Source organism: Paenibacillus sp. FSL R5-0766 (genome assembly GCF_037971845.1).
Lineage (GTDB): Bacteria > Bacillota > Bacilli > Paenibacillales > Paenibacillaceae > Paenibacillus.
This window is the reverse complement of record NZ_CP150227.1, coordinates 2,725,615-2,741,904: the sequence shown is the minus strand read 5'-3', so window position 1 is coordinate 2,741,904 and position 16,290 is coordinate 2,725,615. Positions and strand designations below refer to the sequence as shown.

The window sequence follows — 16,290 nt, the reverse complement described above, 5'->3', positions numbered from 1 at the left end:
GAGCGTTACGCAATTGTGGATATATCCGTGTTCTGCGTGTCCGCTCCCTCTCTCTGTCCTTTAATGGCTACTTGTGCAGCAGCAATTCGTGCATAAGGGATCTGTTCAGGCAAACAGCTTACGTAATCCAGACCAATGCGGTGGCAGAACGTAATCGACTCCAGATCTATAACATTTTCTCCACAGATCCCTGTCTTCAGATGAGGTTTTCGAATTCGACCTTGGACTACCGCCATCTCGATCAGTTGTCCGACTCCCTCAATGTCCAGCACATGAAATGGATTATTCGTTACTGAACGTGAGTCCGTATCACGTTGAAGGAGAAGGAGCCGCTTCTCCGCTTCATGGCGACTATATCCAAATGTCATCTCTGTCAGCTCATCCGTGCCAAACGAGAAAAAGTCAGCCTGGCGAGCAATATGAGTCGCCGTCAGCGCCGCTCTCGGAGCTTCGATCATCGCCCCCACTCTATAGAGACAATGCCGCTTCTCCTCACCAAGCACTTGGTCAGCCACATGATCCACCAGATCTCTCATCTCCTGAAGTTCATGCACATGACCGATCTGCGGGATCATAATCTCGGGACGTACCCACCAGCCTTGCCGGATCCCTTTCACCGCTGCGCGGAATATCGCTTCCAGCTGCATATCAACGATTTCCGGGAACACCGTACTCAGACGACAAGCCTGTTGCCCCAATGTCGGATTATGTTCATACAATTCACAGACTCTGCGAATTACACGCTCCAGTTCCTCCAGTTCAATCTGATGGTCTTTTTGCTCCTGCCACTCCTCTGCTTGTAACCACTCACGTCGTTTCTCCAACACTCCCAGATCCGGTAACAGTTCATGCAACGGCAAATCGAGCAAACGTATCGTTACCGGGTATCCATCCATCGCTTCGAATATCTGTTCAAAATCAGACTGTTGCATCGGCAACAGACGCTCCAAACCACGCCTGCGTTCGGATTCGCTGTCTGCCAGGATCATTTTTTGTACAAATGGGAACCGCGCAGGTGATAACAGCATGTTCTCCGTCCTGCACAGACCTAGCCCCTCTGCCCCCAGTAGCCGTGCTGTCAGGGCATCCTGTGGATGATCTACATTGACCAGTACCTTCAACTCTTTCACTTCATCAGCCCAATTGAACAGTAATTCCAGATCTGATGATAAAAGTGAATCTGAGTTGTTATAAGCTGGACATTCATCATTAGTTAATGGCTGGATCTGTATGGACAAATGTCCGTTGCTCGCTTCGCTGTTAGAATCTGTGTAGTATTGCTTCAACAATTCCGTGATATGCCCAGGTTCGATGCGTAACAGTGCATCCTCTTTGGTGATGAGTCCTTCATGCACAAAATATACAGTACTCCTCAGTGTGGCTGTGGAGGATAATCGTGCGGGCTGGGTCTGCAAAACATACAACGCGCCAGATTCAATCACAAAGGTGATTTCCTGTACTTCTCCATTACGCGTCTCCAACTGGTCTCCAATCTCCAGCAAACTTGTGTACAGCTCAGGTTCGTCATCTCTTAACCGCTCTAGACCTTGATCCGTTTGATGGAAGGTCCCGGTTATGACGTATTGTCCAGTAATTCCCCTCTCTCCCGTAAGTGGATTACATGTATATATTGTTCCGGTCCCGCTTGATTCTCCGCATGTTCCATGCATCATCGTCTGTATAAGAACAGGAGCGTTTTGCTCCGAAGAGATGTAATATGGTTTACGCACGATCTCGTCCTGAGATCTGGATGCTATAATACGCTGTGAATGATATACCGCACGTACTGCTTCTTTGAATTGAATTTGAACATCTTGAGGAAAAGGGTTACGCCCCTCCCCTTCAATTAAATATTTAAACTTGGTAATGCTTAATTCAAGTTCCGTTTCATCCCGACCTTTGACATGACTCGATATTTCTGTGAAAGATTCAGACGGAATTGCATATACCAGCTGTCCATATTCCTTTAAGTAATCCAGATAACATTGGAGTGCATACAACCGATCACCGGTTTGACGTGCGAGTCCTTCCACAGTAACATCATTCAGACCAACATTGAGCAGTGATTGTGTCACAGTTGCTGAGACTCGATCCTGGTCCGTACGTACCGCGAGTAGTAGCGGGTTCTCCGAATGTCCGAAGAACTTCCCGGTTTGCTGTTCCAGATGCCGGATCGCATTAATAATCTCTTCCTCTCCTTCACCGGAAAGATGTCCAAGACGGGTACAGAACTCGCGACAGCATTCCGTTGTGACCACAAATCCGGCCGGGACAGACCACCCTGCATGGATTAGCTCTGCAAGATCAGCCCCTTTACTGCCCATTAGCCCTTTCATCTCTGCCGTACCTTCTTCCAACAGAATTACCCGTTTTGTCATTACAGCTCTCCCATCCGCCATTCATGGCTATGCTTGAAGACTTCAAACTCTGCGTTACAGATCAGCCTTCATTCTAATGGTATGTCGCAATCGTTCAGTCAAGGACATTCGCTTTTGCATTTTGTGCTCGTTATCCAGTTTTTTTGTAAACGCTACACTAAAATAAGATGAAACAAGCCTTTCGAGTAGTTGCATTGGCTCATTCATCAAAGTAAACAACAAAGAAGCCCCTTCAGCTAAGCTGGAGGAACTTCACATTTTCTAGTATTCACTTACCTCAAACGTCAGCACCCGATCAAACAGGATATAATCCTTCCGACTTTTAAAAGGTCCTTTGTTATTGTCGTGTTTATCTATCGCATACGATGCCTTGCCACTTCCAGCTTGCTTGGCTTCATACCAGTCGATGAAATCATTTACTTCTTTCATGCTTAGGTCGAATTCTTTCTCTAAGCCCGTTGTCATGGTAACGACGAAGATGGCACGGTTAGTGGAAGGTTCCTCTGGTTGTTCCGGAGTTGTAGGTTCTTCTGGTTCTGGTGTGGTTGGTTGCTCTGGTTCAGGATCAACCTGACCGTTGCTCTCAATAATTGCCGAGGCTTCATTTGAGTCAATACTTTCTCCAACAGGATTAACACCCGTCACTACGTAATAATAGGTGGTACCTGGAGTTACATCTAAATCTGTATAATTGGCCTTAGTTACTCCAGTTGCCAATGTTGTATATGGCCCATTTGCCGTAGTGGATCTTTTAATCGTGTAACTGGTTGCTGTCGTTACTTCATTCCAGGTCAATCCAATGGATGATTCATCTGCAGATGCTGCGAGATCTAATGGATTAGCTGGAGGTGTCATATTATACAGCTGAAACTCGGATACACTGACTGTCCGTGTATTGGAATAATTAAACAAGTTAACTTTTGCTATTCCTTTGTACGTTGTAGGAAGATAAATTAATCTTCCATCAGCCTGATTTGCTTTTACTGTGTACCAATACGTCGGTAAAATTGCCTTTCCAGTGGAATCGAATAATCCAATTGAAACATCAAAATCTGCTTTTACACGGATAGCATTCGCTGTAACTGTTCCATTAAAGATTCCAACTGCATGATCAACCGCTGTAGATGGAGTGTTCCATTTTTCTATAATCGCGCTTGTAGTTTCATTATTATCTGTTAATGCATATGTAGATTTACTTCCCTTGCTTTCAGTATCGCTGAGTGTCATTAACATCTTATCCATGAGCCCTCCGCTATAATCTACCGCAGCATGTACCCCTGAATTAGGTGCGAAACTGATAGCAAAAATTAATGCTCCAATCAATAATCCGACTTTCTTAAACAATGTTGTTTTCACATGAATCCTCCTAAAGTGTTTATGTACAAACTCACTTTAGTGTACATAGGTTCATGTGTCTAAACATAAACTTGCTCATCTATAAAATTCAGCTAAATTCTTGAAATTTTATTTTTTATTGGATATTGAAAAAGCCCAAGAAAAAGAAATCTCTCCTTGCGCTCCATATTATAAATCTGTTGCATGAGCTATTCCCATTCTTATTTTTCTTCGAGTTTAATTTAATATTGAAACCAGCTAGTTTGTAGTTTTAACTCCCACCCCACACGCCATAAATCTCAGTACATCCTCAATCTTCTTCCCATGAGAGATCACACCGTAGTTCATCCACGGCATACGGCATGTTCTATCTATATTCTCATACATTTTCCTTGAATCGTTTAGGCTGATTTTCACGGTTATTTAGCGGGTTCATCATACTTTAAAGTCGTATGAATTCACCAGCATTCGCAGAGATTGTTATTTTTTCGTGATTTTTTTGTAGTTGTGTTACTCTGGCCTTAAAGGCTAGAGTACTTTTTTAGTTCCCGGCTGAAATAATTTCTTCTAATTTGATCCAACTGTAATCCTCATCACCTCTTACAAGCTTAATTCTCCTGTTGGTTTTTTCAATCGATGTAACAACCCCGCGCATAACTTCATCGTCGAACGAATTGAATACAGTCAACGTGATAGATCTACGAAAACACGTTACATGCAATTTTAGTCAGCTATTTAAAAGCTCGACTTATTTTAAATTTCAGGATAATTTTGTAATTCTCTTGATCTTCAGATGAAGAGAATTGTCCTAGCATCCGATGCATAATTTTTTCTATGATTTTTTCACCCAATTTATAACTTTCTACAGATTCATTATTTATTTTTAATTTGTTTTCTACACAAATCACAAAATGATTATCTTCTATATAAGTAAATAAATTAATTTTCTGCTCTCGATCTGCATATTTCAGTATGTTCGACAGAAAATTATCAAATACACGCCCGATATTTTCCATATCTATAGTAATCATGACATCCGTAGGGGAACCATTTACAAGCACCTGAAATCCTTCCGCTCTGAGTACAGTTGTAATATCTGACAATACATCATGAATTGATTCCCGAACGGAAAGGGTTACTAAGTCTGCCTCCCTCTCTTTATCTAATAAAAAATATGAAAACAGATCGTCTGTACGATTCTTAAGTTGGAGAGCCTTTTGATACGCACTCTCGATTTGAGACCTTGTTTCTACACATAAATCTTCTGGTGTATTACGGGCAAACTCTAAATACATGATGAGAGATGTCAGTGGCGTACGCATATCGTGAGACATTTCGGTTGCAAGATTTCTACTCTCATTTTGCAAATTGTCTATCCTTTCTAACCTGCCTAAAAATGCTTTACGTAGTTCCTCTATACTTTCCGCAATCATCGCCAATTCATCATACCCTCGTACCGTTATAGAGTAGTCTAATGAGCCGCCTTCAAGGATATGAATTTCATTATTAATTGTGCGCAAATATTTGATCCCTCTACGTATTCCAAATAAAACAATGGTTATAAATAACATTGCGGACAGCAATATTTCAAGCATGTAGGCCACATTATAGTAGTGGGAAAAATAAAATCCATAGATTGAAACGTTACCTGTCCCATCCTTAAATTGTACTGGGTAAGAGTTCCGTCGATCATAATCAGTTTCAGGCTGACTTCCATATGCTCCTTCGTCATCAGCATGGTACAAGGAATCATATTGAAGCACCTGGTCCTGAAATACGTATAAAAATAAATTACTCTTCTGACTCTTAATCCAGTCTGAAAATGCAATACGATCTGTCGTTGACAGATCGTTTGCTGAAACATATTCTGAAAATTTTTGGACGTAAACTTGAGATTCGGACTTTAAACGCTCATCAGAAGTAAAATAATGATCCATAACCCGATTGCTTATGGACTGCAAAAGTACAAAACAAAGAACACTTATGGTGAGAGCAATAATTATTAAAATTGTCAACTTTTTAGATATAGTAAGTTTATGAGTGGCCAAAACGGTAACCTCTTCCCCATTCTGTTAAGATATACGCAGGTTTTGCTGGATCGTCTTCGATTTTCAATCGTAATTTTCGGATGTGTACTACTACCGTATTATTTGAACTGTAGAAATAAGGTTCCTTCCAAATACTCTCATAAATATTTTGGGCAGAGAAAATTTTATTTCTTCTGGTCATCAACAGTTTGAGTAGACCGTACTCCAGATCGGAAAGCTCAATCTTCTGACTGCCTTTCCATACATCGTTAAATTGTTCACTTACTTTTAAGCGTCCTCCGATAAGAAATGTTTCGCCATAATCCTTTTTATCTTGATAAATCGTATACCTACGCAACAAAGCAATAACTCTTGCCAGAAGCTCCTGTTCAGAAAAAGGTTTAGTTAAGTAATCATCTCCACCAGCAAGCAAACCTTCCGTTTTGTCCAAAGTTCCGGATTTAGCAGTTAGAAAAAGAATAGGAACATTGTATCGTTCTCTGATTCGTATACAAGCCTCCAGTCCGTTTATTCCAGGCATCATAATATCCAGAATTACCAAATCCAATGACTCATTTACTAATTCAATTCCCTGTTCTCCATCTTTAGCTGTTGTTACTTCATAACCTTCACGGACAAGAGACATACGTAATAGATCACGAATTTCCTGATCATCTTCAACCACTAAAATCCGGCTTGTCATAGTTCACCTCATACTTGATTTAACTTTTAGCTATCCGTGCGAAGCAATGGCTGTGTACTGCAACGGAAAGCTCCGCCGAAAGAACGAGAAATTTCGTAATCAACATATTCTACTTTGATTCCTCTTTTCTCAAGCTCTTTTCCAATTGTATTTTTGAATGCAATGTCCGTAACATATACTTTGCTACTGATTGGCAATCCATTTACCGCCAAATCTTGAGCATCCTTGTAACTCACTTCGATTTTGTCCCAATTTTTAAGTTCTTCTGGGAGCCCATTGGCTAACGAATCCATGCTAACAATCATTAATCCATCTCTTACAAAACTGATAGCACAATCCAGGTGCAATGTGCCAGGCTCTAGCTTCACCTCAACCACCTTATACCCTGATGGTGTCAAATAGTTTCTGAGCCAATCAATACCGGCTTTGTTTGAAGCTAGACCAGAATTACCGACGAATACAGTCTTTCCATACACGAGGATATCTCCACCTTCAAGGTAAGGACCGGCAGCAGAGTTGATTCCTTTAGAAACGTCTGGTTGTGGGACAGCTACATGCGGAACGTTATTTTGGGCTGCTTCCTTATCCAGAATACTTCTAACAGGTAAAACCTCAAGTCTCCGGTAAGCCGATTTAAATGAACCTTCAATTAGATGATTTCCGATTGTGAAGAATGGATCTCTGACAAAGAAATTAGTTACTCCTTCGCCACCTGTAATGCCATCTTTCACAGCCCCTAGTTGTTTTTCTTTTTCATTTAAAAGGCGTGGACGTTGAACCTCAACCCCGTATTTTTCAAGAATTTTTTTAAGGTCTTCACGCTCTTTCTCCCACTTTTTCTGTGCCTCTACCGGATCCGTATTCATAGACATGCCTCCTTCAGGCATAGGCATGTCTCCTTCTGGAAAATCATCAAAATTGAAGTGCATAAAAGCTTCAGATTGTGTCAATACAACTCTTTTTAGCGTGGCGAATTCACTCTCTACATATACATTGTTTTTCTCACTTTTTGTAGTCACAGTTCCATTCACTTCCGTAACTCTATTAACTTTAGACACACCAGTCGCCCCTGCCACTGGTAATATGCTAGCTACCAGTGCAAGTGATAATGCTGTTGATCCAACCCACTTCAAACTCTTTTTTTTCATATTAATGCCCTCCTAATAATTTGTTTTAATGCTTACAGTTTGAATTATAGAGAGCAATTCTTAACAGTTTATGAAGGCATACTATTTTGATTTAAGCAGATGAGATTCGGATATATTGCTTCTAATGGAACTTATAACTTTCTTAACTAATATTAACAAACAAAAAAGATACTGTGGGTGTTATGCCAATAGCGTCCTCTTTGACCGATGCTTTCGGATTCAAATCTTTAGTGCCACAATTATCCCTCTCCTTCAATCTTCTTCAGTCGTGGCATGAACATAGATGAACTTGAAAGCCCGAGCGCATTACAGACTTTATAGATAAGAAGCGAATCATGCCTTTTAAAATTGCAATATCTATCGCCGACACAATTGGATGTAATGTGAACACTCTGTATGAATTAATTTCAATTGAGCTAAGTTGAAGCTTAAATATATATGTCTGTTTCAACAATTAAAAAGGATATAGAGTCTTATCTTAACTAAGAAAAGTTCTATATCCTTTAATATTTGTTCCGTGTATATTTAAAATTACATGTGCGTGGAACCATCATCTTAACTAAACTGCCAAGTAATCCCGAATTTATCTGTTAAGCCACCGTATAATTTGGACCAAAAGGTTTCTTGAAGCTCCATGACTACAGTGCCGCCTACTTTAAGTTTATCGAATGCAGCTTTAATTCCATCCATGTCAGCATTAACTAAGGAAAGGCTTATATTATTTCCAGCAATAAATGGCGAACCTTGAAAAACATCAGAGAACATTACATTGCTTCCATCAATATTAAGTCTTAAGAGCATAACTAAATTTTTGGCTTCTTCAGGAAGCGGATAGTCTGGATAAGGAGCATAGCCAGAAACTCTACTACAGGAAGTTATGCTTATAGGAACTGGTGGTTTCAGTGAACATACTGACGGAACGCTAATGACAGCCATCGCTACTACAAATCAACACATATCTCAGATATTGCATCAGTTAGCCCATATACCGCAGTATATCGTCGATTTTCTTCCCGTGAGAGATCACACCGTAGTTCATCCACGACATGAAATCCACCTCATACACATTGCCACTCTTCACCGCAGGCAGACGTTTCCACTCTTCTCTGTCCAGCAGTTCGCGCTCATCTCCAAGTTTAGCAGAATTTCCAGTGTCAAATGTAATCAACAAGTGATCCGCATGAAGCTGACTTAACTGGTCCAATCCAATGAAAATCCTTCGCTCGTGTCTTGTCCATTGCTGCACACGGGAGTGCGGAGTCAGTCCAAGATCCTGATAAATTACAGGTCCAACGTATCCCTGCTGATCCCCATAGAGAGTAATATCCGAAGCGGATATGCGTAAAAAAGCTACAGTCTGGCCACGCATATAACGTGATAACCGACTCTTACCTTCCATTGCCTTGTCCTCATACGCACCAATTACATCTTGAACCCGATTCACCTTCCCCAACACATCAGCTGTCGATCTCAGAATGGAGCGCCAATCTTCTCCCAGATGTTCTACGTAAAATGTAGGTGCTACCTGCTCAAACCGGTCCAGTTTCCATCGATCAAATCCCTTGTCCAGCATGATAAAGTCAGGTATGTTGCCCACATTAAATTGAGCACCCTGCTGGCTTACATCGAATTCGGGTACATCATCCAACCCCAAATATTGCTGTCTCCCCCAAGAATGATGGGAGCATTGCAGTACAGGTTTTACGCCAAGAGCCAACACAAAGTCCTCCAGATAAGGAGCAAAGACACGAACTTCTTGACGGTGATGACGGCGGTATAACCCAGGTGAAATACCAGCGTATTGCTTGAACCGACGACCAAAATAATACTCGCTGCTAAATCCCACATTTTGTGCAATTTCATGGATGCGATCATCCGTGAGCTGCAATAGTTGCTTCGAGCGCTCTAGCCGAACCGCATTTACATATTCAAGCGGGAGCTTGCCCGTAATTTTTTTGAATTGCCGAGTGTAGCTGGCTCTTGTTAGACCAATATCTGCTGCGAGCTCATCCACGGTTATGGTCTGATCATAGTGGTCGCCAATATAACGAATTGAACTTTGAAGACGGACACGGTCATCGGGTACCTCTGTTTCGGGGGCACTCTGGCGAATTAAGGCACGAAACCACTCCTGAAAACGAAGCTGTACCTCCCATTGCTCCAGCCAATCGCCAGTGACCTGTTGACGCAGTATTTGTTCCAAGGCTTCCAGACAAGAACTCCACGGACTGTAACTGAGTTGCATAAGCGGTAATAATGTCGGAGAATCCGGACTTTGGGAAAGTTCCTGCTGCTCCTCCGTGTTTCTTCTAGACAAAGCGTTCGAAGTCTCTTCGCTTAACTCAGCCACCATCAGATCAAGCTTATAATACTGCAATTCACTTTCTGTCCAAGGCGAACCTTCTATTTTAACGGATGTTCCAGCCGGAACAAACATAATCATTCCTTTTTCCAAATGAGATTCCCGATCTGAGCAAACTATTGAACCCTTCCCAGACGTTACAACAAATATAGCGTGTGAAGACGACATTCTGTATAACAAACGTTTATCGATATGAGATTGATGGTGATCTACGTATTCCATATGCTGAAGTGAGCATAGCCAGGGCTTGGGGATCAATTGTATTATGGTGTGGCACATGTTCATCGTCCTTAACTGAGAATTATTATCATTTAAAATAGTGTATACGAAAAAAGAAAGCTCTTCAACCCTGGCTGAAGAACTTTCTTTATGAGATTACACTTATGGAGTCATTTTTTCCAAGAGATCATCAATTTTCATGGAATTTGCTGTAATCGCACCTGATTGCCAATGTGATCTTTCCATTATATATACCTGATTGTTCTTAACCGCAGGAAGATATTTCCACAATTTGCTGTCAAGTACCTTCAAGGCTTCCTTGTTCTCAGGAGAAGACCATTCACCATTGGAAGGGAAAATAATAAGATGATCTGCATCAAGTTGCGGCACGGCCTCTTCAGACAGAATTTCCTGATATTCTTCCATCTTGCTAACCAGAGGATGAGGTGTTAGACCAAGCTCGGAATAAATAAATCCGGTAAATCGATTCTTCACACCGAACAAAGCCAGTGTGTCATCGTTAACATTCAGCCGGACAACTGCGACCGTCTCGTCTCCAACTGCTTCCTGCAGCTTCGCCTTAGCCTCTGCAATCTTGGCCTCAAATGCCGCAGCAACTTCTTCACCCTTGTCCGGTTTACCTACAACATCGGCAATGGTTTTCAAAATTTGGTTCGAATCCTGCAGTACGCTCTCAGGCAGACGATACGTCGGTGCCACCTTGGAGTACATCTCATATTTCTCCATATCTACCCCACCATCTACAATGATGAGATCCGGATCATACTCCAACAAAGCTTCAATGCTCCCTGTGGTATCAAATTGAGGAACATCCAGTCCTAAATAATCCTGTACACCCCACATCGGATTATACCACTGCACTACAGGTTTAATATCGAGCGCCTTCAGATAATCTTCCACATATATTCCAGCAATCCGCTGTGGTTGAACCGGAATCGTCACATCTCCAAATTCATCCTGTACAACCCGTGTAGCAGGCTCTGTCTCGGTTTCAGTAGTATTTTCTCCAGAGGCTGCACTCTCAGTTGCAGGAGTCTGTTCCGCATTCGTAGCGGTATTTGTACTACATCCTGAAATAACCAGACTCATGAGCAGTAATGTAATCGTCCACCCTTTGAAACCTTTAACTAAACCTACCATGTTACCCTTCACCCCTATGTGATCTGTTGATGTAACCGTGAGAATATTTCACATATAATGATTATCATTCTCATTTATTACTTAGGTGAATTGTACCTTATGCCTCAGCCGACCCACAATGTACATTTGATGCTGTTTTTTTATACAAACGAAACAACCCTTTGGTCCTCCCCCGCTTATCGCAGGGGCAACCTGCCTTGACGATAACTTTCCAACAGCTTCTCCACAAAGGAATCGTTCGCCGTACCCTGTAACAGTGCAGCACCAATTAAACCCATATCATCACTCACATACCCCGCTAACTCAGGTTCGCCGGTGAGAGCCAAGGTCTGTTTAAACGCCTGTTCCCTGCATGCGCGCAGCACCTCTTCTTCAGCTACCGCGGTATCTTGAGCCCATCGTTCAAAAGCTTGCATCCACTCGTCAGCAAATGCAGAGGCATCCCTTTCATCCAAGTAAATTTCCACATCTAATCCTTCGAATGTCTGCTGGGTCAGAATCCGTCCCTCGTTAAGATCCAACAGTAGCTTCTCCACATCCGTTTTGCTCATTGATCTCTCCTCCAGTTCCTCATCATGTCAGATACATCTCAGGTATAACAAACCGCTTCATCATTCGATTAGGATCGGCTGTAAAATGATCCAATTGAAGTTCCTCATATTCGCTAAGAATACTTTCAATGATACGAGCAATCACACCACAATCTGCCAAAGCATTGTGCCTGTGAATTCCATCTGTATTCAGATCGTAATACCGAATCAGAAAATCTGTAGAAACGACCTCGTTAATTTCAGGATGAATGTAGGTGAACATCGCTTTTGTATCGAGCACCGGGTTGGTCAACATCGGAAGCCCATACTCATCACAATGCCGCTTCAAGATGGGCAGGTCATATTCATATCCGGCTTGTGTCACAAGAACGTTATCACCAATAAATTCCTGAAATTCCTGAAATGCTTCTACGAACGACGGAGCCTCTACCATATCCTCATTCGAAATTCCTGTTAATTTCGCCACAGGTTCTGGTATTGGTTTGTTCGCGCGTGTCAGTGAAGAAAATGTTGTATTACATTGTTGACCTCTTTGGTAATGCATCGCACCAAATTGAGTCACACTCTCCACCACAGGATTAATGCCTGTACCTTCAAGATCAAATATGCAGTACATTCTATCCTGTAATGAAGATACGCTTAGATTTTCAATAAAGTATGTATCAGGCAAAAGCGTAATTTTCATCCGCCAACTCACTCCTCCCCACTATCATTCTGGTTAATGAATTTCTCATATATAACTCTGTCACTCCCACAATCGGGTGACCTGCACCAACTTGCGCGTTCCATCAAACTGCAACTTATAGATATCCGGCATCGTAGTCTTCTCCCAGAAATCATACCCGTAGGAAGAATCATAATGTTGTAAAATAAGCGTCATGACATCTCCATGGGTTCCGATGACTACCTTGTGACCCACATGTTTATCCAAAATTTTCTCGATCACCGCTACTGCCCTTGAGCGAGCCTGTTCACCAGACTCTCCTCCAGGATACGCATACGTAGGATCACGGTACAATCGTTGCTTGGCTTCACGAAAATTATGATGCTTCACATCCGAACTCGACAACTGGCGTTCACGCAAATCTTCCTCTGTAACCACAATTCCACCTGACTGATCTGCCAGAATCTGAATCGTATCCACCGCGCGCCTGTAAGGGCTAGAATAGAACAGTTGAATCTGCTCCCCATGGAGCAGACTGGCAACCGTTCCCGCATCTTGATGACCTTGCCCTGTCAGTCCACGCTCGCGTTCCTGTCCTTCAACATATCGAGACTCCGCATGTCTGACAAAATACAAAAACGTACTGGCCTCATTCATCATCCAGCCGCCAACCCTTTTTTCTTCTCAATGACAATCAGGCAGGTACTGTCTGGCAAAGGCGCAGGTTCACCATTTTCCTTCATGAAGATCATTCGTTCTCCAAGTGCTTCCGTGTACCCCTTCTGAAGGAAATGTTCGAAAGTGATAATCTCGGCTTGTTCACCCAGTGCTTCTCGAATACAGTTCTCATAGGCTGTCGGCGTGAATATACCGAACTGTTCCTGAATTTCATGCACATAGGCCTCTTCGCCCCACGTATACGTGTAGAGAAATTCCATCGCATCGTTGATCGGCAATACGGCCTCATTGTCTGAGATCCGCTCATATTGAATTGCACGTCCCTGAAAATCCTCTGCATACCGCTCCAGCCAGCGCATCCCATCCGGTTCCTGGAAACGAATCCGGCGCTTCTGTGCCTCCGGTTCACTCATGATCCCATCCCGAATCAGAATTCTTCCTCCAGGTGACAGCACACGGAATGAACTTCTCAGCGCTGCTACAACCGTATCTGAATTAAATCTTCGACCGTCCAGTTCAATATAGGAATATAATTCATGCAGAATGGATGAAAAAATAACCGTATCTACTGTGCCCGGCTGCACATATTGCTCCAGTTGCAGGGCATCCCCCTTCATAACTTGCCAGCGATGTCCCTCGCGCTGTTTTTTGCGTTCCAGCGCTTCAATGACATTGGCCGAGATATCGATACCAATCGGCTCCACTTCCGGTTTTTCCTGCTCAATCAGATCCAGCAGAATTCCTCCACCTGGACCGATATCCAGTACCCGTTTACCAACGATATAGTCGAGCAGTACTTTTTTATAATCACCGGAGCTGTTCATATCGGACAAATACGTCTCTTCGTTATGGAAACGATCATAGGCATCCCGGCGTAATCCGAACAGGTCAAATAACAGCAGTACAGCCTTCTCGTATAACGGCGACTTTTCTGCTTCAATACAGAATGCAATCAGCTTCTCCGCTGCTGGAGAAAATTCAAAGGTCACAAACAGTGTATCCGGCAGATCCGCATGACGCTCAATGCGATGTGTTAGATGAGGATAAACAATCTGCTCTCCTGCCGTAATCTGTTCCCATGCATACTGTTCCAAATATTTCTCAATCATTCGTTTCTTGTAAATATTGAGCTTCTTGACGCCCTTGTAGTCGTAATACATCGTATTCATCAATGGTTCGAAGCTGATATGCCGAACGATTTCAGATCGGCTCTCCATGGATGTGGGATGCATACTCTCGCTGCGAAGCGTCAACAGGAACACTTTCACCATCTCCTGCAACGAGAAATCCTGCATGGCCGACTCCACATACCATAATGTGCGATGAGCCAGCGGAGCCAGCGCCTGTTCTACATCCAGTTCCGTTTGGAGCCTGGCGTAAGCCGTATCCATAGCTTCTCCCTGCCGAATGGATGAACTTCTTAAGCGGGATAACCGTTCCTTCACGCTCCAGTCTTCATGATCCGGTCCAGCGATAATCCAGTCTACAATTCGCTGCACCTCAGCCTGAACCTGATTCCATAACGCTCGATCAACACCTGCGATAATGCACTCATTTAGTGCCATCAGTATGGTGTGCAACTCATCTGTAGTAAGCCATCCTTTGACGATCAAGGCGTGGAGCGAAGCATTCTCGGCAAATGGAATCTCGCCGCGTATGTATTGACCAATAAGTCCATGCGTAGCAATTAGAGTACGTATAATCTCATGCCTTGGAGTGTGTGTATTCAGCGCATCATGCTCGCTTATATCCACATTCTTACTTAAGGCATCGCCCGGAGAACCAGGTTGATTTATACTCGTCTCTTTGGTCTTACCGATGTCATTATCCAGGTGCTCTGCCACTGCGTATAAGTCATATAACTGAGCGGACCCCACGTTGTGTACAAACAAGTTAACGCCCTGCCTTTGCCATACCCGCCGCTGTTCCCGTGATCCGGCCTTCGCCGTCTCTGACCAGATTAATACGTCTTCCAGAATTTCTCGCACCCAAAAAGAAACCTGAAGCTCCTCCAACACATGCAGTGTACGCTCGGTGTAGTCCAGTACCGGATTTGTTCCCTCAAGTTCGGCAATGGAATGAATGCGTTCGAGGTTAATATGGGGTTTCTCCGCTGCTGCCAGCAGTTGCAGCCATAGCTGCTGGGCTTCCGGCGTATTACCTGACTTGTATGATTGTATGGCCTTTAATGAATGCAGCATGAATATGTCCCCTCTCTTTATCTATCCTTTTTAATAAAATAATTAGATTCGTCTAACCGACGAATTCGTTCCTGAACAAACTTGAGTAACTGTTCCACCTCTTGAGCGGGCAAATCCTCGTCAAGACGCGCGGCAGCAACTGGCAGCATCCAGGACTCTATTGCTTCACGTGTAATCCCGGAAAGTTGCATATAATGGTGGATGTAAAATTCGACCAGCGATTCACGAGCCGTTTCAAACCCCATTCGTATAGCAGGATCTGTATCTTCCGGCAATGTGGCACTCATTAATATTACCCAGCTTCGAGCCACATCACCCGCAGGATCACCCGACATACCAGTCATCCAATCAATGACCCAGTATTGATCGCCAGCCTCACTGAGCATAACATTATCAGGGTGAAAATCGCCATGACAGATCTGTTGTTGATCAGGCAATGTTGTTAAGTAAGAAAGGACTCGCGCTTGATCGTCCTCCGACAATAATTGAACATTGTGAATCGCTCCAGATAAAATCTGCTTCTGTAAGGGGAGTGTTCCTTCATCATCTCGCTCGCAATGAAGTCTGTAATGGCAGTCAGCCATTTTAAACGCCAGCTGCTCTAGTAACTCCGGTTGCTGAATGATAAGAGATAACAGGGTAATCCCCTGGATTCGCTCAAAAACGATGCCTGCTCGCGATGTAGTATGTTCTATTAAGGATACTGCCTGTGGGACGGGGAGTCCTTTTTTGAATGCCAACTCACTTATTCTAAATTCATTCTGGACGGCTTCGTGAGGAAAATCCATTCGATATAACTTCATAATGTGCTCGTTCGAATACGCATAGATTTCCGCAGTTCTTCCTTGACCGATTCGTTCCAT

14 protein-coding genes are annotated in these 16,290 nt (G+C 43.1%); all 14 read right to left on the bottom strand.

The genetic code is table 11. From position 1 onward, the window contains the following. Nucleotides 1-5: 5 nt before the first annotated feature. Nucleotides 6-2,378 (bottom strand): putative PEP-binding protein, encoded by a 2,373-nt coding sequence (locus MKY66_RS12545; protein ID WP_076217132.1) that lies wholly within the window; start codon nt 2,376-2,378, stop codon nt 6-8. A 261-nt stretch (nt 2,379-2,639) separates the two neighbouring features. Next, nucleotides 2,640-3,734, bottom strand: a complete 1,095-nt coding sequence (locus MKY66_RS12540; protein ID WP_076217133.1) for a fibronectin type III domain-containing protein — start codon at nt 3,732-3,734, stop codon at nt 2,640-2,642. 520 nt (nt 3,735-4,254) lie between these two features. Then, nucleotides 4,255-4,434 carry a YolD-like family protein gene (locus MKY66_RS12535; RefSeq protein WP_076217134.1) on the bottom strand — a complete coding sequence of 60 codons (180 nt, stop codon included), beginning with the start codon at nt 4,432-4,434 and terminating at the stop codon, nt 4,255-4,257. A gap of 10 nt (nt 4,435-4,444) precedes the next feature. Then, entirely contained in the window at nt 4,445-5,761 is a 1,317-nt protein-coding gene (locus MKY66_RS12530) for a HAMP domain-containing sensor histidine kinase (protein ID WP_076217135.1), read from the bottom strand. Beyond that, complete coding sequence (locus MKY66_RS12525) at nt 5,748-6,443, bottom strand: response regulator transcription factor (RefSeq protein WP_076217136.1); 696 nt, start codon at nt 6,441-6,443, stop codon at nt 5,748-5,750. Before MKY66_RS12525 ends, MKY66_RS12530 begins: the two co-directional genes overlap by 14 nt. A gap of 26 nt (nt 6,444-6,469) precedes the next feature. After that, nucleotides 6,470-7,591, bottom strand: a complete 1,122-nt coding sequence (locus MKY66_RS12520; protein WP_083657438.1) for an arginine deiminase family protein — start codon at nt 7,589-7,591, stop codon at nt 6,470-6,472. 555 nt (nt 7,592-8,146) lie between these two features. Continuing rightward, complete coding sequence (locus tag MKY66_RS12515) at nt 8,147-8,527, bottom strand: VOC family protein (protein ID WP_083657439.1); 381 nt, start codon at nt 8,525-8,527, stop codon at nt 8,147-8,149. A 40-nt stretch (nt 8,528-8,567) separates the two neighbouring features. Continuing rightward, nucleotides 8,568-10,121 (bottom strand): helix-turn-helix domain-containing protein, encoded by a 1,554-nt coding sequence (locus MKY66_RS12510; RefSeq protein WP_256704408.1) that lies wholly within the window; start codon nt 10,119-10,121, stop codon nt 8,568-8,570. Nucleotides 10,122-10,334: 213 nt separating this feature from the next. After that, nucleotides 10,335-11,333, bottom strand: a complete 999-nt coding sequence (locus MKY66_RS12505; protein ID WP_076217137.1) for an ABC transporter substrate-binding protein — start codon at nt 11,331-11,333, stop codon at nt 10,335-10,337. A gap of 176 nt (nt 11,334-11,509) precedes the next feature. Then, nucleotides 11,510-11,884, bottom strand: a complete 375-nt coding sequence (locus tag MKY66_RS12500; RefSeq protein WP_076217138.1) for a hypothetical protein — start codon at nt 11,882-11,884, stop codon at nt 11,510-11,512. 22 nt (nt 11,885-11,906) lie between these two features. Beyond that, a complete protein-coding gene (locus MKY66_RS12495) occupies nt 11,907-12,569 on the bottom strand; it encodes a 3'-5' exonuclease (protein ID WP_076217139.1) in 663 nt (220 codons plus the stop codon). A 60-nt stretch (nt 12,570-12,629) separates the two neighbouring features. Next, the gene (locus MKY66_RS12490; RefSeq protein ID WP_256704407.1) at nt 12,630-13,208 is read right to left on the bottom strand and encodes a histidine phosphatase family protein; all 579 of its coding nucleotides are present in this window, start codon (nt 13,206-13,208) and stop codon (nt 12,630-12,632) included. Beyond that, nucleotides 13,205-15,427, bottom strand: a complete 2,223-nt coding sequence (locus MKY66_RS12485) for a class I SAM-dependent methyltransferase (RefSeq protein ID WP_076217141.1) — start codon at nt 15,425-15,427, stop codon at nt 13,205-13,207. The genes MKY66_RS12490 and MKY66_RS12485 overlap by 4 nt, the downstream gene beginning before the upstream one ends. A gap of 17 nt (nt 15,428-15,444) precedes the next feature. Next, nucleotides 15,445-16,290 carry an aminoglycoside phosphotransferase family protein gene (locus tag MKY66_RS12480; protein ID WP_076217142.1) on the bottom strand — a complete coding sequence of 282 codons (846 nt, stop codon included), beginning with the start codon at nt 16,288-16,290 and terminating at the stop codon, nt 15,445-15,447.